17 protein-coding genes are annotated in these 17920 nt (G+C 67.3%); 4 read left to right on the top strand and 13 right to left on the bottom strand.

Annotated elements, in window-relative coordinates; translation table 11 throughout:
• Positions 1 to 4: 4 nt before the first annotated feature.
• From EJO71_RS13400 to EJO71_RS13390, 3 genes are all read right to left on the bottom strand, one after another.
• Entirely contained in the window at positions 5 to 1627 is a 1623-nt protein-coding gene (locus tag EJO71_RS13400) for a carboxyl transferase domain-containing protein (RefSeq protein ID WP_125949588.1), read from the bottom strand.
• Positions 1624 to 3306, bottom strand: a complete 1683-nt coding sequence (locus EJO71_RS13395; protein WP_125949589.1) for an AMP-binding protein — start codon at positions 3304 to 3306, stop codon at positions 1624 to 1626. The genes EJO71_RS13400 and EJO71_RS13395 overlap by 4 nt, the downstream gene beginning before the upstream one ends.
• Positions 3307 to 3381: 75 nt before the next feature.
• Positions 3382 to 4554, bottom strand: a complete 1173-nt coding sequence (locus EJO71_RS13390) for an isovaleryl-CoA dehydrogenase (protein ID WP_125949590.1) — start codon at positions 4552 to 4554, stop codon at positions 3382 to 3384.
• Between the two features lie 141 nt (positions 4555 to 4695).
• Here EJO71_RS13390 and EJO71_RS13385 point away from each other — a divergent pair, with 141 nt between their 5' ends.
• The gene (locus tag EJO71_RS13385) at positions 4696 to 5724 is read left to right on the top strand and encodes an AraC family transcriptional regulator (protein WP_125949591.1); all 1029 of its coding nucleotides are present in this window, start codon (positions 4696 to 4698) and stop codon (positions 5722 to 5724) included.
• Between the two features lie 6 nt (positions 5725 to 5730).
• On the opposite strand, the gene EJO71_RS13380 is transcribed toward EJO71_RS13385, so the two are convergent.
• The 9 genes from EJO71_RS13380 to glyQ all read right to left on the bottom strand — a co-directional run bounded on the left by EJO71_RS13380 (position 5731) and on the right by glyQ (position 13558).
• Positions 5731 to 6192: a hypothetical protein gene (locus tag EJO71_RS13380; protein WP_125949592.1), complete on the bottom strand. Its 462-nt coding sequence runs from the start codon at positions 6190 to 6192 to the stop codon at positions 5731 to 5733.
• A 61-nt stretch (positions 6193 to 6253) separates the two neighbouring features.
• Positions 6254 to 6580, bottom strand: a complete 327-nt coding sequence (locus tag EJO71_RS13375; RefSeq protein WP_125949593.1) for a thioredoxin family protein — start codon at positions 6578 to 6580, stop codon at positions 6254 to 6256.
• Positions 6581 to 6636: 56 nt separating this feature from the next.
• Positions 6637 to 7329: an HAD family phosphatase gene (locus EJO71_RS13370; RefSeq protein WP_125949594.1), complete on the bottom strand. Its 693-nt coding sequence runs from the start codon at positions 7327 to 7329 to the stop codon at positions 6637 to 6639.
• Positions 7330 to 7437: 108 nt separating this feature from the next.
• Positions 7438 to 8382 carry a SprT family zinc-dependent metalloprotease gene (locus EJO71_RS13365; RefSeq protein WP_125949651.1) on the bottom strand — a complete coding sequence of 315 codons (945 nt, stop codon included), beginning with the start codon at positions 8380 to 8382 and terminating at the stop codon, positions 7438 to 7440.
• Between the two features lie 41 nt (positions 8383 to 8423).
• Positions 8424 to 9197, bottom strand: a complete 774-nt coding sequence (locus EJO71_RS13360; RefSeq protein WP_125949595.1) for a lysophospholipid acyltransferase family protein — start codon at positions 9195 to 9197, stop codon at positions 8424 to 8426.
• Positions 9197 to 9775, bottom strand: coding sequence for a D-glycero-beta-D-manno-heptose 1,7-bisphosphate 7-phosphatase (gene gmhB, locus EJO71_RS13355; protein WP_125949596.1), 579 nt, complete (start codon positions 9773 to 9775; stop codon positions 9197 to 9199). The genes EJO71_RS13360 and gmhB overlap by 1 nt, the downstream gene beginning before the upstream one ends.
• 40 nt (positions 9776 to 9815) lie before the next feature.
• The gene (gene glyS, locus EJO71_RS13350) at positions 9816 to 11969 is read right to left on the bottom strand and encodes a glycine--tRNA ligase subunit beta (protein WP_125949597.1); all 2154 of its coding nucleotides are present in this window, start codon (positions 11967 to 11969) and stop codon (positions 9816 to 9818) included.
• A gap of 98 nt (positions 11970 to 12067) precedes the next feature.
• The gene (locus tag EJO71_RS13345) at positions 12068 to 12619 is read right to left on the bottom strand and encodes a metal-dependent hydrolase (RefSeq protein WP_125949598.1); all 552 of its coding nucleotides are present in this window, start codon (positions 12617 to 12619) and stop codon (positions 12068 to 12070) included.
• Between the two features lie 15 nt (positions 12620 to 12634).
• Complete coding sequence (gene glyQ, locus EJO71_RS13340; protein WP_125949599.1) at positions 12635 to 13558, bottom strand: glycine--tRNA ligase subunit alpha; 924 nt, start codon at positions 13556 to 13558, stop codon at positions 12635 to 12637.
• A 193-nt stretch (positions 13559 to 13751) separates the two neighbouring features.
• On the opposite strand from glyQ, the gene EJO71_RS13335 reads away from it, so the two are divergent.
• Positions 13752 to 14570, top strand: coding sequence for a phosphatase PAP2 family protein (locus tag EJO71_RS13335; RefSeq protein ID WP_125949600.1), 819 nt, complete (start codon positions 13752 to 13754; stop codon positions 14568 to 14570).
• 81 nt (positions 14571 to 14651) lie between these two features.
• Here EJO71_RS13335 and EJO71_RS13330 read toward each other — a convergent pair whose 3' ends face one another.
• On the bottom strand, positions 14652 to 15722 hold the full coding sequence (locus EJO71_RS13330; RefSeq protein ID WP_125949601.1) for an asparaginase: 1071 nt from the start codon (positions 15720 to 15722) through the stop codon (positions 14652 to 14654).
• A gap of 159 nt (positions 15723 to 15881) precedes the next feature.
• Between EJO71_RS13330 and EJO71_RS13325 the strand changes: the two genes are divergently transcribed.
• Both EJO71_RS13325 and EJO71_RS13320 read left to right on the top strand, forming a co-directional pair.
• On the top strand, positions 15882 to 16559 hold the full coding sequence (locus tag EJO71_RS13325; protein ID WP_171022514.1) for a TetR/AcrR family transcriptional regulator: 678 nt from the start codon (positions 15882 to 15884) through the stop codon (positions 16557 to 16559).
• A 200-nt stretch (positions 16560 to 16759) separates the two neighbouring features.
• A complete protein-coding gene (locus EJO71_RS13320; protein WP_125949602.1) occupies positions 16760 to 17896 on the top strand; it encodes a hypothetical protein in 1137 nt (378 codons plus the stop codon).
• The last annotated feature ends 24 nt before the right edge of the window (positions 17897 to 17920 follow it).

Below are 17920 nucleotides of genomic sequence, written 5' to 3'. Positions count from 1 at the left end.
CGCCTCACATCCGGAAGATGCCGAACTTCGGCTCGGGAATCGGCGCATTGCGCGCAGCCGCAAGCCCCAGCGCCAGCACGCGCCGCGTATCGGCCGGATCGATGATGCCGTCGTCCCACAGCCGCGCGGTGGCGTAGTAGGGGTGCCCCTGGTCTTCGTACTGCTGGCGGATCGGCGCCTTGAAGGCTTCTTCCTCTTCCTTGCTCCAGCTGCCGCCCTTGAGCTCGATGCCGTCGCGCTTCACGGTGGCGAGCACGCTCGCGGCCTGCTCGCCGCCCATCACGCTGATGCGCGCGTTGGGCCACATCCAGAGGAAACGCGGGCTGTACGCACGGCCGCACATGCCGTAGTTGCCGGCGCCGAAGCTGCCGCCGATGATGATCGTGAACTTGGGCACGTTGGCCGTGGCCACCGCCGTCACCATCTTGGCGCCGTGGCGTGCGATGCCTTCGTTCTCGTACTTGCGGCCCACCATGAAGCCGGTGATGTTCTGCAAGAACACCAGCGGAATCTTGCGCTGGCAGCACAGTTCGATGAAGTGCGCGCCCTTCTGCGCCGATTCGGAAAACAGGATGCCGTTGTTGGCGACGATGCCCACCGGCATGCCCTCGATCTCGGCGAAGCCGCACACCAGCGTCGCGCCGAAGCGGGCCTTGAACTCGTGGAACTCGCTGCCGTCGACGACGCGCGCGATGATCTCGCGCACGTCGAAGGGCTTGCGCGTGTCGGTGGGAATCACGCCGTAGAGCTCTTCGCGCGGGAATGCGGGCTCGCGCACCGCGGCACGCGCCGGGGCCTCTGCCGCCTTGGCATTGAGGTTCGCCACCGCCGAGCGCGCCAGCGCCAGCGCATGCAGGTCGTTCTGCGCCAGGTGGTCGACCACGCCCGACAGGCGCGTGTGCACGTCGCCACCGCCCAGGTCCTCGGCCGTCACCACTTCGCCGGTAGCCGCCTTCACCAGCGGCGGGCCGCCCAGGAAGATGGTGCCCTGGTTCTTCACGATGATCGATTCGTCGCTCATCGCGGGCACGTACGCGCCGCCGGCCGTGCACGAGCCCATGACCACCGCGATCTGCGGGATGCCCTGCGCGCTCATGTTGGCCTGGTTGTAGAAGATGCGGCCGAAGTGCTCGCGGTCGGGGAACACCTCGTCCTGGTTCGGCAGGTTGGCGCCACCCGAGTCGACGAGGTAGATGCAGGGCAGGCGGTTCTGCTCGGCGATCTCCTGCGCGCGCAGGTGCTTCTTCACCGTCATCGGGTAGTAGGTGCCGCCCTTCACCGTCGCGTCGTTGCACACGATCATGCAGTCCACGCCGTTGACGCGGCCGATGCCCGCGATGATGCCGGCGCCGGGTGCGGATTCGACGCCCTTGCCGTCGAGGTACATCGCATGCGCAGCCAGCGGCGCGATCTCCAGGAACGGCGTGCCCGGGTCGAGCAGCTCCGCCACGCGGTCGCGCGGCAGCAGCTTGCCGCGTGCCGTGTGCTTGGCGCGCGCGGCCTCGCCGCCGCCCTGCTCCACTTTCGCGAACTGCGTGCGAAGGTCGTCGACCAGCGCGCGCATGGCTGCGGCATTGGCCTGGAAGTCCGCCGAGCGGGCGTTCAGTTTGGTCTCGAGTTGGCTCATGCTGTCTTTTCCTGGCTCAGGCCGAGTTGCTCGGTCATGGCGTCGCGGATCTTGAATTTCTGGATCTTCCCGGTCACCGTCATCGGGAACTCAGAGACGAAGCGGATGTACTTCGGCACCTTGTAGTGCGCGATCTGGCCCTTGCAGAACTCGCGGATGTCTTCCTCGGTGGCGCTCTGGCCCGGCTTCACGATGATCCAGGCGCACAGCTCCTCGCCGTACTTGCGGTCGGGCAGGCCGACGACCTGCACGTCCTGCACCTTCGGGTGGCGGTACAGAAACTCCTCGATCTCGCGCGGATAGATGTTCTCGCCGCCGCGGATCACCATGTCCTTGATGCGCCCGACGATGTTGACGTAACCCTCGGTGTCCATGGTGGCAAGGTCGCCGGTGTGCATCCAGTGCTCGGCGTCGATGGCCTCGCGGGTCTTGGCTTCGTCGTCCCAGTAGCCGTGCATCACCGAGTAGCCGCGCGTGCACAGCTCGCCCGACTTGCCGGGCGGCATGACGGCGCCGGTCTCGGGGTCGACGATCTTCACCTCCAGGTGCGGCTGCACCATGCCCACGGTCGACACGCGGCGGTCCAGCGGCGTGTCGGTGCTGCTCTGGCAGCTCACGGGGCTGGTCTCGGTCATGCCGTAGGCGATGGTGATCTCGCTCAGGTGCATCTCGCTCACCACGCGTTTCATCACCTCGATGGGGCACGGAGAGCCGGCCATGATGCCGGTGCGCAGCGTCGACAGGTCGAACTCCCTGAAGCGCGGATGGTCGAGTTCGGCGATGAACATGGTGGGCACGCCGTGCAGCCCGGTGCACTTCTCGGCCTGCACCGTCTCCAGCACGGTGAGCGGATCGAAGCCGTCGTTCGGGTACACGATGGCCGAGCCGTGCGTAAGGCAGGCCAGGTTGCCCAGCACCATGCCGAAGCAGTGGTACAGCGGCACCGGAATGCACAGCCTGTCGACCGGCGAGAGCTTCGTGCACTCGCCGATGAAGAAGCCGTTGTTCAGGATGTTGCGGTGCGTGAGCGTCGCGCCCTTGGGAAAGCCGGTGGTGCCGCTGGTGAACTGGATGTTGATCGGGTCGGTGGCCTTCAACGTCTTCTGCACCTGCGCGACGCGCGGGTCGGCGGCATCGCCGCTCGCGAGCAGTTGCGAGAAGCGCTGCATGCCGGGCTGCTCCGCGCCCTCGCCCGGCTTCGCATCGATCCAGAAGGTGTGGGCCAGCTGCGGCAGGCGCTTCGGCCCCAGCTCGCGCAGCATGCCGAGGTAGTCGCTGGTCTTGAACTGCGCCATCGTCACCAGCGCCTTGCAGCCGACCTTGTTGAGCGCGTACTCGAGCTCGGAGGTGCGGTAGGCCGGGTTGATGTTGACGAGGATCAGGCCGACCTTGGCGGTGGCGATCTGCATCAGCACCCACGGCACGTTGTTGTGCGACCAGATGCCGACGCGGTCGCCGGGCGCGAGGCCCAGCTTCAGCAGCGCGCTGGCGAGGCGGTTCGATTCGGCCTGCAGCTCGCGGTAGGTGTAGCGCTTGCCTTCATGGCGGCTGACGAGCGCCTCGCGCTCCGGCTGCTTCGCGACCATGTCGTCGAAGAAATCGCCGATGGGTTGTTCGATCAGGGGGACGTCGGTGGCGCCCTTGCCGTAGCTCTCGGTCAACGAAGCAGTCATGCTCATTTCCTTCCTTGTCTCCGTTCGCTCTTTTCGCTTTTCTTCCCTGCCCGATTCGTGCCGGGCCAGGGAGAAAACATCCTATGCCGTCTCTGCGAAAAGCTCGCGGCCGATGAGCATGCGGCGGATTTCGCTCGTGCCCGCGCCGATCTCGTACAGCTTCGCGTCGCGCCAGAGTCGCTCGACCGGGAATTCCTTGGTGTAGCCCACGCCGCCCAGCGCCTGGATCGCCTCGCCGGCCATCCACGTCGCCTTCTCGGCCGAGTACAGGATGGCGCCGGCCGCATCCTTGCGGAAGGTGCGCGCATGGTCGTTGCGGTCGCAGGCCTTGCCCACGGCGTACACGTAGGCGCGCGTGGCCTGCCAGGTGGAGTACATGTCGGCCAGCTTGCCCTGCATGAGCTGGAACTCGCCGATGCTCTGGCCGAACTGCTTGCGCTCGTGAATGAAAGGCAGCACCGCGTCCATGCACGCGGCCATGATGCCCAGCGGGCCGCCCGAGAGCACGGCACGCTCGTAGTCGAGGCCGCTCATCAGCACCTTGGCGCCCTGGCCTTCGCCGCCGAGCACGTTCTCTTCGGGCACTTCGCAGTTGTCGAAGAACAGCGGGAAGGTGTTGGAGCCGCGCATGCCGAGCTTGTCGAGCTTGGCGCCGGCCGAGAAGCCCTTGAAGTTCTTCTCGACGATGAAGGCGGTCATGCCGCGCGCGCCCATCTCGGGCTCGGTCTTGGCGTAGATGACCAGCGTGTCGGCGTCGCCGCCGTTGGTGATCCACATCTTGCCGCCGTTGAGCACGTAGTAGCCGTCCTTCTTCTCGGCCTTGAGCTTCATGCTCACCACGTCGGAGCCGGCGTTGGGCTCGCTCATGGCCAGCGCGCCCACATGCTCGCCGCTCACCAGCTTGGGCAGGTACTTCTTCTTCTGCGCATCGCTGCCGTTGCGGTGGATCTGGTTCACGCACAGGTTGGAGTGCGCGCCGTACGACAGGCCCACCGAGGCCGATGCACGCGACACCTCTTCCATCGCCACGATGTGGGCCAGGTAGCCCAGCTCGGTGCCGCCGTATTCCTCCTTCACCGTCATGCCGTGCAGGCCGAGGTCGCCGAGCTTCTTCCACAGGTCGTGCGGGAAGAGGTTGTCGCGGTCGATGTCTGCGGCGCGGGGCGCGATTTCATTCGCGGCGAAGTCCTGGATCGCGTTGCGCAGCGAGTCGATGGTGTCGCCCAGATCGAAGTTCAGGCCGGGATCGTGCATGGGGTTTGTCTCCTCAGAAGGGTCTGCGCGCAATGCCACCCGCGCTGGGCGGCGCTTGCGAAAGATCGCAGCTTACGCCTCGCCGTGCCTCAATTGGCGCCACAATGGTTGCAAATCGCGCCACGACCGACCCGCCGAACCATGTCGCCCCCCTCGTTCCTCCGACCCGCCCGTGCCGTCACGCCGATGGCCTTCGTGAGAGCCATCGTGCAGGCCTATGAGCGCTACGGCATGGACCCCGCCGAGGCCCTGAAGGCGGCACAGATCACGCCGCGCGAGCTGGCCCGGGCGGGCGCACGGGTGACGGCCGCGCAGTTCGAGGCGCTGTCCAGCCACGCCATGCAGGAACTCGACGACGAAACGCTGGGCTGGTTCACGCGGCGCCTGCCCTGGGGCAGCTACGGCATGCTGTGCCGCGCCTCGCTGACTTCGCCCGACCTGGGCGTGGCCCTCAAGCGCTGGTGCCGCCACCACCGGCTGCTGACCGAGGACATCGGCCTGTCGCTCGAAGTGGCCGGCGGCGTGGCCACGCTGCGCATCGCCGAGAGCCGCCCGCTCGACGACGCCTTTCGCGAGTTCTGCCTGGTGACCACGCTGCGCTTCGTGCACGGCTACATGTGCTGGGCCATCGACTCGCGCATCTCGCTGCGCCACGCGAGCTTTCCGTTCGCCGCGCCGCCGCACAGCGACGCCTACCCGCTGATGTTCACGCCCGACGTGCGCTTCGGCGCGCCGCAGGCCGGCATCGCCTTCGACGAGCGCTACCTCGCCCTGCCCCTGCAGCGCGACGAACGCGCGCTGCGCACCATGCTCAAGCGCGCACTGCCGCTCACTATCCTGCAGTACCGGCGCGACCGCCTGCTGGGCCAGCGCGTGCGCGAGCTGCTGCGCTCGCGCGCCAGCGAGGCCACCACCGCCGAGGCGCTGGCCGCGCTGCTCAACGTGTCGGGCCGCACGCTGCACCGGCAGCTGCACGAGGAAGGCACTTCGCTGCAGATGCTGAAGAACGAAGTGCGCCACGAGATGGCCGTCGACCAGCTGCGCCGCACCACGCGGCCGATCAAGCAGGTGGCGCTGGCGGTGGGCTTCCGCAACGAGAAGAGCTTTTCGCGCGCGTTCCTGCAATGGACGGGGCAGGCGCCGCGCGACTTCCGGCAGCAGGGCAAGTGAACAGGATCAGGCGGTCTTTTCGCGATCCTGCAGCAGACCCTTGAATGCGGAGACCTGCCACGCGAACTCTTCCGCGAAGGCATCGGGATCGGTGATCGCGTAGGCGCCATAGGCATAGACCGTGGCGTAGGCTGCGTACTCCGCCGCCTGCAGCGCGCGGCCGGCCACCGCCTGGTAGACGGCATAGGTCGCGGACACCGCTGCGTGGGCCGTCCCGTCGATGGAGCGCGAGCCCGGGTGGCTGGCCGCCACCTCGGCCATGCGCTGCTGCGCCGATGCCAACGCGGCAGCATCGGCCTGGCCATCGACAAAAGCCTCGAGCGTGTCGAGGCCGCTCACGGCTTCGGGCGACTCCAGCAGGTGCCTCACGCGCTGCGCGCACATGAAACCGAACCGCAGCCGTAACGAGGCGTGGGTCTCCGCATCGATATCGGCCGCCCTTGCGAGCTGCTGGAGTTCCGTGTTCATGTCAGACGTCCCTCGGTGGATATCCAGCCTCGAAACAGGTGCGCCCCCGAGCCTCGCTTGCTCAGGCTGGTGCGTCGATCTGCGCGAGCGCGTCGGCGATCGACTGGCTGTCCTCAGGTCGCACCAGCTTCGCGACCTGCTTGCCGTCGCGCATGAACACCAGCGTGGGCCACAGCCGCACGTTGAACGAGCGGCCCAGCGGCCGGCCGCTGCCGTCTTCCACCTTGATGCGGCGCACGTTGGGGTACTTCGCAAAAGCCTCGGTGATGTTCGGCTGCGCGGCCTTGCAGATGCCGCACCAGTTGGTGCCGAACTCGACCACGGCGGGGCCGGCGAGCGCATCGATCTCGCTGCGCTCGGGTTGCTCGGTTTTGTATTCGGATGTCATGGAATGAAGTTCCTGCGGCTCGGTGATTTCGTCCCGAACCGCATTCCAACAGAAACTCAGGCCGCCTGCAGCCCGTAGCCCGAAAGCAGCGCCGGCAGTTCGGCCATGTCGCTGAACACCTTCACCGCGCCCACGCCCAGCAGCGCCCCCGGTCCACTGTGGCCCGACTCGCCCGTGCTGTAGCCGAACACCGTCGCGCCCGCGGCCACTCCGGCCATCGCGCCGGTGACCGTGTCCTCCACGATGGCGCAGCGCCTGGGGTCCACGCCCAGCGCTTCGGCGGCGGCGAGGTACACGTCGGGATGCGGCTTGGAACGCGGCATCTCATGGCCGCTGAAGATGCGACCCTGGAAATAGTCGAGCACGCCGACCTTCGCAAGCTGCAGTTCGACCTTGTGGCGATCGGCACCCGATGCGCAGGCGATGCGGCCCTTGAGCCTGGAGTGGACCTCGCGGATGGCGGCCGGGGCATGGGGGATGGCGGTGAGGTCGCGCTCCAGAGCCTCGTTGCGGCGGGCGCGGAATGTCTTGAGCCAGTCGTCGGTGATTTTGAAGCCGGTCTTCGATTCGATCAGCGCGGCTTCGTCCTTCACGGCCTTGCCGGTGAAGGTGTTCATCGATTCTTCCGTCGTGATGTGCCAGCCCAGTTCGCCGAGCATTTCGGCGAGGACCCGGTTGGTGATGGGTTCGGAGTCGACCAGGACGCCGTCGCAGTCGAAGAGGACTGCGGAGAAGGGGAAGGGGGTCATGGGATTGAGCCTGGATTGGGTTGCCTTGATGGTAGCAATCGGCTTCGGGCCCGGTTTGCTTCCTGGGCGGGGCTCGCACTGACCATGCGGCGAGCCCCCAGAACGACATCAGTTCCAGCGAGGAACCGTCTCATCCTTCAGCTGCTGCCGAAGCACGTCGTAATCAGGCACGACACTCTCGACGGTCTCCCAGAACCGGTGCGAGTGATCCATCACCCTGAGGTGCGCGAGCTCGTGCGCAACGACATAGTCGATCACCGGCAGCCGGAAGTGAATCAAGCGCCAGTTGAGCCGGATCGATCCATCCGCACTGGCGCTCCCCCACCGCGTGGCCGCATTCGACAAAGACAGCTTCTCCCACCGTACGCCAAGCAGCGGCGCGAAGTGATCCAGCCGCTCGATGAACAGCTTGCGCGCCTGCCGCATCAGCCAGGCCTGTGCCGCATCGCGAATCTGCGAAGGCTCGGCGTTCTGCGACACGGCCAGTCTCAGCACCCGCGGTGCATCGCCTTGCGCGGGATCGAGCGTGCCTCCGACACTGGCAAAGCCGTGCTTCGGATCGAGCCGCATCACGATCTGCTCGCCCAGGAACGGAAACCCGGCGCCGTCCTTCCACTCGATGCGCGTGGCTTCGACGCGCGCATGCCGTTGCTGCGTTTCGGTCAGCTTGCGCAGGATCCAATCCGACTTCTCGTGAATGGCCGCGTCGACGTCGCGCAGCGCCACCCAGCGCGGCGCGCGCACCGAGAGCCCATCGGCCCCGACGAGAAAGCCGATCGTCTTGCGCTTGCCGCGCTTGAATTCATAAGCCACGCGCGCGGAGCCCAGCACCACTTCGCGCGTGGCCTGGGGATGCGCGAAGTTCGCGAGCGTCAGCGTGTCGGCCAGCGGCACCGCGGGCGGTGCATCCGGATCGGGCAGCCCTGCCGCGGGAGCGACGACGGCTGGTGGCGGCGCCACCGGCGGCACGGGCTTCTTCTTCGAGCGCCGAGGCCGTGCCGGCGCGGGGGCCGGCGGCGCGAATTCGCTGCCCAGCCCCTCGAACAGATCCATCGTGAACCGGAGCAATCCCATGGCGGGCTTTCTCTTCCTCTTCAGCTCACCGCTTCCTGCTGCGCGGCCTGCCGGGAGCCGTCGGCGTAGGCCTCGGGGTCGAGGCGGCGCATCTCGGCCTCGATCCACTCCTCGACCTCGCGCATCAGCTCGTCGGGCTTGCGGCCCACGCTCGGAATGGCCGGGCCGATGGACACGTCGACCACGCCCGGACGCTTGATGAAGGCCTTGCGCGGCCACACCTTGGCCGATGTCACCGCAATGGGGATCACCGGCACGCCGGTCTCGCAGGCCAGCCGCGTTCCGCCGCTCTTGTAGGTGCCCTTCTGCCCGCGTGGAATGCGCGTGCCCTCGGGGAACATGATGATCCAGATGCCCTGCGCGAGCAGCTTGCGGCCCTGGTTCACGACCTTGTTGAAGGCCTGCGCGCGCTGGCTGCGGTCGATGTGGATCATGTCCAGCCGCGCCATCGCCCAGCCGAAGAAGGGGATGTAGATCAGTTCCTTCTTGAACACGTAGGCCAGCGGATGCGGCATCAGCGTGGGCATGAGGAAGGTCTCGAGCGTGGACTGGTGCTTCACCAGCAGGATCGCGCCGGCGAGCTTGTCGGTCGGCAGGTTCTCCATGCCGCTCACGCGGGTCTTGATGCCCAGCAGCACGCGCGCGCCGCCAATGGCCCAGCTGAGCCAGCGTTCGGCCATCCAGTAGAGCGGAATGCCACGCTTCCAGAGCGAGCTGACGCACATGATGATGCCCCAGGGCACCACGGTGACGAGCATCCACAGTGCGTGGAGAATGGAACGGAACAACGCCATCAGACAGCTACCTGCAGTGCATCCCGCGCTTCGCGCGCGAGCAGAAAGTCGACAAAGGCGGCGAGATCGTCGTGGACCAACGTGTTCGCCGGGTATTCGGAAGGAAGCGGATCGACGCCGCGGCAGGCCGCGCCCATGCCCGTGAGCAGCAGGTGCGGCTCGCAGCCGGCGGCCGCGCCCGCCTGCAGGTCGCGCAGGCTGTCGCCGCAGGTCGGGACGCCCTTGAGGTCGATGCCGTAGCGGTCGCCGATCTGCAGGAACAGGCCCGGCTTGGGCTTGCGGCAGTCGCAGCCCTCGTCGGGGCTGTGCGGGCAATAGAACACCGCGTCGACCTTGCCGCCCACGGCCGAGAGCATCTTGTGCATCTTGGCGTGCATGGCATTGAGCGAGGCCATGTCGAACAGGCCGCGGCCCAGGCCCGACTGGTTCGAGGCGATCACCACGTGCCAGCCCGCATGGTTGAGCCGCGCCACGGCCTCCAGCGCACCGGGCAGCGGCGTCCACTCGATGTCGCTCTTCACGAAGTCTTCGCGGTGCACGTTGATCGTGCCGTTGCGGTCGAGGATGACGAGTTTCATGGCGGTACCGCTCCTGGTGATGGAGGCGTCGTGGTCGGGATCAGACGGCCAGCCGTTCGAGCTGCGCCACGCGGTTCATCGCGGCGTGCAGCGACATCAGCAGGCCCAGGCGGTTCAACCGCAGGTCGGCCTGCTCGGCGTTGACCATCACGCCGTCGAAGAAGGCGTCGACCGGCTCGCGCAGCGCGGCCAGCGTCTGCAGCGAGGCGGTGTAGTCGCCGGCGTCGAACTGCGCGTTGGCGGCGGGCACGACCTGCGCCATGGCGGCGTGCAGCGCCTTCTCGGCGGGCTCCTGCAGCAGCATCTCGCTGACGTGCGCGTCGGCCTCGGGGGCCTTCTTGAGGATGTTGCCGATGCGCTTGTTCGCGGCGGCCAGAGCGGCTGCGGCCGGCAGGGCCGCGAAGGCGCGCACGGCAGCCAGCAGCTTGGGCACCTCGCCCAGGCGCTGCGGGCGATTGGCCAGCACGGCATCGACTTCCTGCGCGCTGGCGCCCTGCTCGCGCAGACTGCCGGCGAGGCGGTCGTAGATGAAATCGACGACGAGACGCACGTCTTCCGCGGCCTTGTGCAGCGGGAACTCCCCGGTCTTGCCGATGGCGTCGTCCAGCACGGTGCGCGCGGAACTCACCAGCGCGGTCAGGTCCAGCGGCAGGTCTTTCTCGACCAGCATGCGGATCACGCCCAGCGCATGGCGACGCAGCGCGAACGGGTCGCGGTCGCCGGTGGGCAGGTTGCCGATGCCGAACATGCCGACCAGCGTCTCGAGCTTGTCGGCCAGCGCTACCGCGAGGCCCACGCTGTTGCGAGGCAGCTCGTCGCCGGCGAAGCGCGGCTTGTAGTGGTCTTCGATGGCGTCGGCCACCGCTGCGTCGAGGCCGTCGTGCTGCGCGTAGTAGCGGCCCATGATGCCCTGCAGCTCGGGGAACTCGCCGACCATGTCGGTCACGAGGTCAGCCTTGGCGAGCTGTGCGGCCTGCGTGGCGTGCGCGGCGAGCGTCGCATCGCCGAGCTTCTCCGCAATGCCGCGCGCGATGCGCATCACGCGCTCCACGCGCTCGCCCTGCGTGCCCAGCTTGTTGTGATAGACCACCTTGCCCAGCGACTCGACGCGCGAAGCCAGCGACTTCTTGCGGTCCTGGTCGAAGAAGAACTTGGCGTCGGCCAGGCGCGGGCGCACCACGCGCTCGTTGCCGCCGGTGACCGCGCTCGCGTCGTCGGGGCTGATGTTGCTGACGACCAGGAATTTGTTGGTGAGCTTGCCCGCGGTGTCGAGCAGCGGAAAGTACTTCTGGTTGGCCTTCATCGTGAGGATCAGGCATTCCTGCGGCACTTCGAGGAACTCGCGCTCGAAGCTGCAGACCAGCACGTTCGGACGCTCGACCAGTGCGGTCACTTCGTCGAGCAGCGCGTCGTCCTGGATGGGCACCGAGCCACCGCCGACCTTCACTGCCGCGGCGGCCAGCTGGCGCGCGATTTCGGCGCGGCGCGCCTCGAAGCTTGCGATGACGGCGCCTTCTTCCTGCAGCTGCAGCGCATAGCTGTTGGCATCGCGCAGCACGACCGGATCGACCGCCGCCTCGAAGCGGTGGCCGTGCGTCTCGCGGCCCGCCTTCAGGCCCAGCGCCTCGACGGGCACCACGGCGTCACCGTACAGCGCCACGAGGCCGTGCGCGGGGCGCACGAAGCTCACGCTGCTCCAGCCCGGCAGCTCGCAGCCGCTTTCGAGCTGGTAGCTCATGACCTTCGGGATCGGCAGCTTGGCGATGGCTTCGGCCAGCGCCTTCTGCAGGCCCTCGGCCAGCGTCGCGCCCTTCGCGGTGCTTTCGTAGAACAGGGCTTCGGCCTTGCCATCCATGGCGCGCTTGAGGCCGGGCACGGCCGAGGCGTCGGCGCCCAGCGCGCCCAGGCGCTTGAGCAGCGCGGGAGTCGGCTGGCCCGAGGCGTCGAGGCCGACGGCCACGGGCATGAGCTTCTGCGACACGGCCTTGTCGGCGGCGCGCTCGGCCACATGCGTGATGTGCGCGGCGAGGCGGCGCGGCGAGGCGTACGAGGTCAGCACGGCGCCGGGCTCCACGAGCCCCTGCGCCACGAGCTGGTCGCGCAGTACGCCGGCAAAGGCGTCACCGAGCTTCTTCAGCGCCTTGGGCGGCAATTCCTCGACAAACAGTTCGACAAGAAGGCTGGCAGACGACATGGCTCAGAGAGTAGGAGGAAATGGGCCGCGAGCGGCACCGGCCACGGGCACGCAGCGAAGCTGCGCCGTGGAAGGGAAAGAAAGGACGAGAACCGGGTTCATGCGGCGACGGCGCCATCGCGCCGCTCCACATTGCGGCGCGCGACGAGCACGGCCAACGAAGCCAGCAGCAACGGAGCCCACACGGTGAGCATCTCGTTGAACAGCACCTGCGCGCCGCGCGGCGAGAAGAACTTCTTCAGCGCGATCGGCGACACCTCGATGGGTCGCCACGGGCTGAAATAGCGCACGTCGCTGAAGGGCCAGAAGAAGGCGATGCCGATGCCGCCGTTGGTCAGCATGTCCAGCAGCGGATGCGACACGGTGCACAGCGAGATCCACGCCCAGCCGGCCGCCCGGCGCATGCCCCAGTACTGCGCGAGCCACCAGCCGGCAAGGCCCAGCAGCAGCGCGAACACCAGCGTGTGCGTGAAGCCGCGGTGCCCCGACATGCCGCCGTAGGCGATGCCGAGCTTGAAGGCCAGGCCGTCGAAGTCGGGCACGATGGAAGCGAGCATGCCCGCCAGCAGCGCCGCGACCGGCACGCGCCGCGTGCCCAGCGCAATGGCTGCGCAGACCGGGACGGCGACGTGGGTGAAGACGGTGGGCATGGGACGAGAGGTGCTTCAGGCAGCTTTCTTCGGTGGAATCTGCGCGACCCACTCGCGCGGCGCCATCGGGAAGCCCAAGCGCTCGCGGCTGTCGTAGTAGCTCTGCGCCACGCTGCGCGCAAGGTTGCGGATGCGGCCGATGTAGGCAGCACGCTCGGTCACGCTGATCGCGCCGCGCGCGTCCAGCAGGTTGAAGCTGTGCGCGGCCTTCAGCACCTGCTCGTAGGCCGGCAGCGCGAGCTGGGCGTCCATGAGGTGCTTCGCCTGCTTCTCGTGCGCATTGAAGGCGGTGAACAGGAACTCGGCGTCGCTGTGCTCGAAGTTGTAGGCCGACTGCTCGACCTCGTTCTGCTTGAACACGTCGCCGTAGGTGAGCTTGTTGCCGCCGTGGCCTTCGGTCCACACCAGGTCGTACATGTTCTCGACGCCCTGCAGGTACATGGCGAGCCGCTCGAGGCCGTAGGTGATCTCGCCGGTGATCGGCTTGCAGTCGAGGCCGCCGACCTGCTGGAAGTAGGTGAACTGCGTCACTTCCATGCCGTTGAGCCAGACTTCCCAGCCCAGGCCCCAGGCGCCGAGCGTGGGGTTCTCCCAGTCGTCTTCCACGAAGCGGATGTCGTTCTTCTTCAGGTCGAAGCCCAGGGCCTCGAGGCTGCCGAGATAGAGCTCGAGGATGTTCGAGGGCGCCGGCTTCAGCACCACCTGGTACTGGTAGTAGTGCTGGCCGCGGTTCGGGTTCTCGCCATAGCGGCCGTCCTTGGGGCGGCGGCTGGGCTGCACGTAGGCGGCCTTCCAGGGTTCGGGGCCGAGGGCGCGCAGGAAGGTGGCGGTGTGCGAGGTGCCCGCGCCCACTTCCATGTCGTACGGTTGCAGCAGCGCACAGCCTTGGTCGGCCCAGTACGACTGCAGTTTGAGAATGATTTGTTGGAAGGTCAGCATGGATCTGCGTGAAGGCGGCCGCCCGGCGGGAGAAGAACCCGCGGCGCAACGAACCGGCTATTTTACGAGGCAGCGGGCGGTCAGGAACGGGCCGCTATGCTGTCGCCCTTTCCCCCGATCCCCAGCTTCCCCCGGCCTCCCTCTCCCCGGTACACCGTGACTCGACTGCCCTTGCCGCCCGAACGCTCCGCTCATGCCCGTTGACCATGCCGCATTGATCGCCCTGGGAGAGCGCATCGGCGCCCAGGCCTGGCCCGGATTCCTGGTTCTTCTCCTCGTGCTGACCGTGGTCGCCGGCGTCGCGGCCTGGGGCTTCGAGCACCTGCGGCGCCGGCACTCGGCGCAGCCCGAACCGGGCGCCGGGCTGCTGTTCGGCGGACTGGCCATCGGCGCGGCATCGGTGATCGCGCTGGCCTGGGGGTTCGCCGAAGTGGCGGAAGGCCTGGGCCAGGGCCGGCCGATGGGCCTGCTGGACGAGACGATCAGCCACGCCGTGGGCGCCCACACGCCGCCAGGGGTCCGCGAGGTGTTCTCGTGGATCACCCACCTGGCCGACCCGATCACGGTGGTGCTGCTGTGCACGGGCGTGGCAGTGGCGCTGTGGCTGCGCGGGCATCGCGGCTTCGCGGCCGGCTGGGTCGCGGCCACGGTCGGCAATGCGGTGCTGAACCACGTGCTCAAGCACATCTTCGAGCGCGCGCGGCCGGTGCACGACTTCGGCTTCGCGCAGGTCTCGGGCTATTCCTTTCCGAGCGGCCACAGTTCGGGCTCGATGGTGCTCTACGGCATGCTGGGCTACCTGGGGGTGCGCATGCTGCCGCCGCGCTGGCGGGTGCCCTCGGTGATGGCGGCCGCCGCCGTGATCGTCACCGTGGCCTGCAGCCGCATCTTCGTGCGGGCGCACTTTCCGAGCGACGTGCTCGCGGGGCTGTGCTCGGGCGCGGCATGGCTGGCGATCTGCATCGCGAGCATCGAGTACGCGCGGCACCATCGCGGAACAAGCCTCCGATAGGGAAGAAAAAAGAAAAAGCCGCAGCGGCTTTCACCGCTGCGGCCTGGCTCAGCAAGGGCACCAAATGCACCCCAAGGGAGATCAGTACTCCCAGAAGATGCGCTGCAGTTCCTTGGTGTTGCTGGTCTTGGTCAGGGCGACCATCGCCAGGATGCGCGCCTTCTGCGGACGCAGGTCATGCGCCACCACCCAGTCGTACTTGTCGTCGGGCTGCTCGGCGTTGCGGATCACGAAGCCGTCGGGCACGCGTGCGCTGCGGATCACGATCACGCCGTCGGCGCGGGCCTTCTGCAGGTTGGGCACGATGCGGTCGGCCACCGAGCCGTTGCCGGTGCCGCCGTGGATCAGCGCCTTGGCGCCGCTCTTGGCGATCGCGTCGATGGCCACCGACGACACGCCCTCGTAGCCCATCGCGATCTCGACCGGCGGCAGCGCGGTGATGCTGTCGATGTCGAACTCGGAGTTCATGGTGTGGCGCTTGACCGGTGCGCGGAACCAGTAGTTGCGGCCCTCCACGATCATGCCCAGCGGGCCCCACTGGCTGGAGAAGGCGTTGGTCTTGATGTTGACGTTCTTGCTCACGTCGCGGCCGGTGTCGATGTTGTCGTTCATCGTCACCAGCACGCCCTTGCCCATCGCGTCCTTGCTGCCCGCCACGTTCACGGCGTTGTACAGGTTGAGCGCGCCGTCGGCCGACAGCGCGGTGCCCGGGCGCATCGAGCCGACCACGATGATCGGCTTGTTCGTGTGCACGGTCAGCGTGAGGAAGTAGGCGGTTTCTTCCAGCGTGTCGGTGCCGTGGGTGATGACGATGCCGTCCACGTCCGACTGCTTCGACAGTGCCGACACGCGCTTGGCCAGCGTCAGCAGGTTGTCGTTGGTCAGGCTTTCCGATGCGACCTGGAACACCTGCTCGCCGCGCACGTTGGCTACCTTGGAGAGCTCCGGCAGCCCGGCGATCAGCTTCTCGACGCCGACCTTGGCGGCCGCGTACGTGGCGCTGTTGACGGCCGAGGCACCGGCCCCGGCGATGGTGCCGCCGGTGGCGAGGATCACCACGTTGGGCAGCGCCTGTTGCGCCTGCGCGAGCGCACTGGCAGCCAGCAGCGCGGCGCCCGCCGCGAAAGCACGGAAACGGGGAGAGAGGTACATGGAGAACTCCTGTGTTGAGTGGAATTTTTCGAGGCGGCGAGGAAGATACATGAACCATGCCCGCATGCCCCGTGCGCCCATGCCGGCATGGCATGCGGTCATGCGCAGGACCGGGGTGGTATTACCATCGACCGCGCGCACTGCCGCCCACCCGCCATCATGAACGCCGATCCCGCCGCCCTCACCGTTTCACCCGCACGGGAAATGCCCGCGCCAGATGGTCCGCTGTCGCGCGCGAGGCCCGGGCGCGAACGCATCATGGCGGCGATCCGCACCGCCGCGGTCACGGAATTCAGCCTGCACGGCCTGAAGGGCACCTCGACCCAGGCCATCGCGGCGCGCGCCGGCCTCACCAAGCCCCAGCTGCACTACTACATCGCCGGCAAGGAAGAGCTCTATGAAGAGCTGCTGATGCAGGTGCTGCACGCATGGAAGGTGGTGTTCTCGTTCGAGGATGCGAGCGACCCGGCCACGGTGCTGGGCAGCTACATCCGCAAGAAGCTCGACCACGCCATCGACAGCCCCGAGATGTCGCGCCTCTTCACGCGCGAGATCCTCGACGGCGGGCGCAACCTCGACCGCTACTGGCCCAACGCGCGGGCCTGGACGCAGAACAAGATCGACGTGATCAACGGCTGGATCGCGCGCGGGCAGATGCGCCCGCTCGACGCGCGCATGCTGCTGATGCACATCTGGGCCATGACCCAGAGCTATGCCGACTACGCGATCCAGGCGCGCGTGATGCTCGGCCTGCCGCCCGACGCGCCCATCGACCGCGAACCCATCGCGCGCGAGCTCGTGGCCTTCGTGCTCAACGGCTGCGGCATCAAGGCCTGAGCTTCGGCGCCTGAACGCGAGCCCCCGCGCCGGGTTCAATTCTTTCGTTCTAACTTTCTCCCGCGTTCTTTGAGCTTCCTGCAACGCAGTGACTTTCTGCACTGTGTTGGGCGTGCCTGCGCGCCTACCTTCGCTCGCTTCGCCGCCCGCCCTCTTTTTTCTTGCGGCGGCGAATCACGAACAAACAGGAGTAGAGGATCATGAAAACGAGATTGTTCTTTGCCGCGCTCGCGACGGCGGCACTGGTGGCGTGCGGTGGTGGTGGTGGAGGCGGTGGCGGTGGCAGCGGCTTCGACCCGGGGCTCTTCAGCCAGATCCCCCCGCCGCCGAAGGAGCCGCCGCCAAAGGAGCCGCCACCTGAAGAACCCGGCCCCGGCACCAATCCGACGCCCATCAACGCCCACTACAAGTACGTGACCTTCGAGCAGGACCGCGATCCGGACGTCGATCCGGCCGAGAAGCGCTACGACGACTACATCGCGCTGCTGAACCGCGAAGGCGCCGCGGGCTATCGCTATGTCGAAGGCACCCTCGGCGGCAACATCGTGCGGCTGCAGGACAAATTCATGGTGGTGAAGGACGTCGACACGACCTATACCTACGAGTACAAGACGATCGAGCTCGACATCCTGAAGCGCGACCTGCTGCCGCGGCTGCTGCAGCAGATGAAGGACCAGGGCGCGCAAGGCAAGGTCTTCGTGCAGCTGATGCCGCAGCTGAAGATCCTGCCGCCGCCGAACAGCAATCCCGTTTTCGGCGTGCTCTATCGCAAGGACATGGGCTCGTCGGCCACCTACGACTACAACTCCATCCCGATCCCCAACACCAAGGAAGACATGCTGAACGCGGCCAACGCGCAAGGCGCCAACGGCTTCAGGCCGTGGTTCGCGCCCAGCACCATCAACAACGAGAGCGCGTACTTCTTCATCAGGGACCTGAGCAGTTCCGCGCGCTACGAGATGAAGGCAGTGATCAGCCCGCTGAGCGTGGTCGGCGGCGACTTCCCCGACGTCCCGAAACAGATCCGCGAACAGGGCGCGCTGGGCTACCGCCTGCTGAAGGAGCGCTTCCTGACCGACACCGACGGCAAGCGGCCGAGCTTCTTCCTCTACATGAAGGACGTGACGCAGGCGAGCACCTTCGAGTACGAGTTCCCCAAGGCCAACGACATCTACTTCGGTCTTGACGAGAACAACATCATCCAGGCGAACGAGCAGACGGCCCTCGGCCTGCGCTACTTCGGCAACCCCGACGAGCCGATCTTCTTCCGGTCGCTGAACTGCACGGGGGCGCTTTGCCTGTCGCCTGACAACACCGAGATCGGCAACCAGGACTGAAAAAGACTGAGCGCGGCTAGAGGA

Source organism: Variovorax sp. 679, assembly GCF_003952185.1.
Classification (GTDB): Bacteria; Pseudomonadota; Gammaproteobacteria; order Burkholderiales; family Burkholderiaceae_C; genus Variovorax.
Note: the sequence above shows the minus strand (reverse complement) of the source record. Positions and strands in the feature narration are given on the sequence as shown.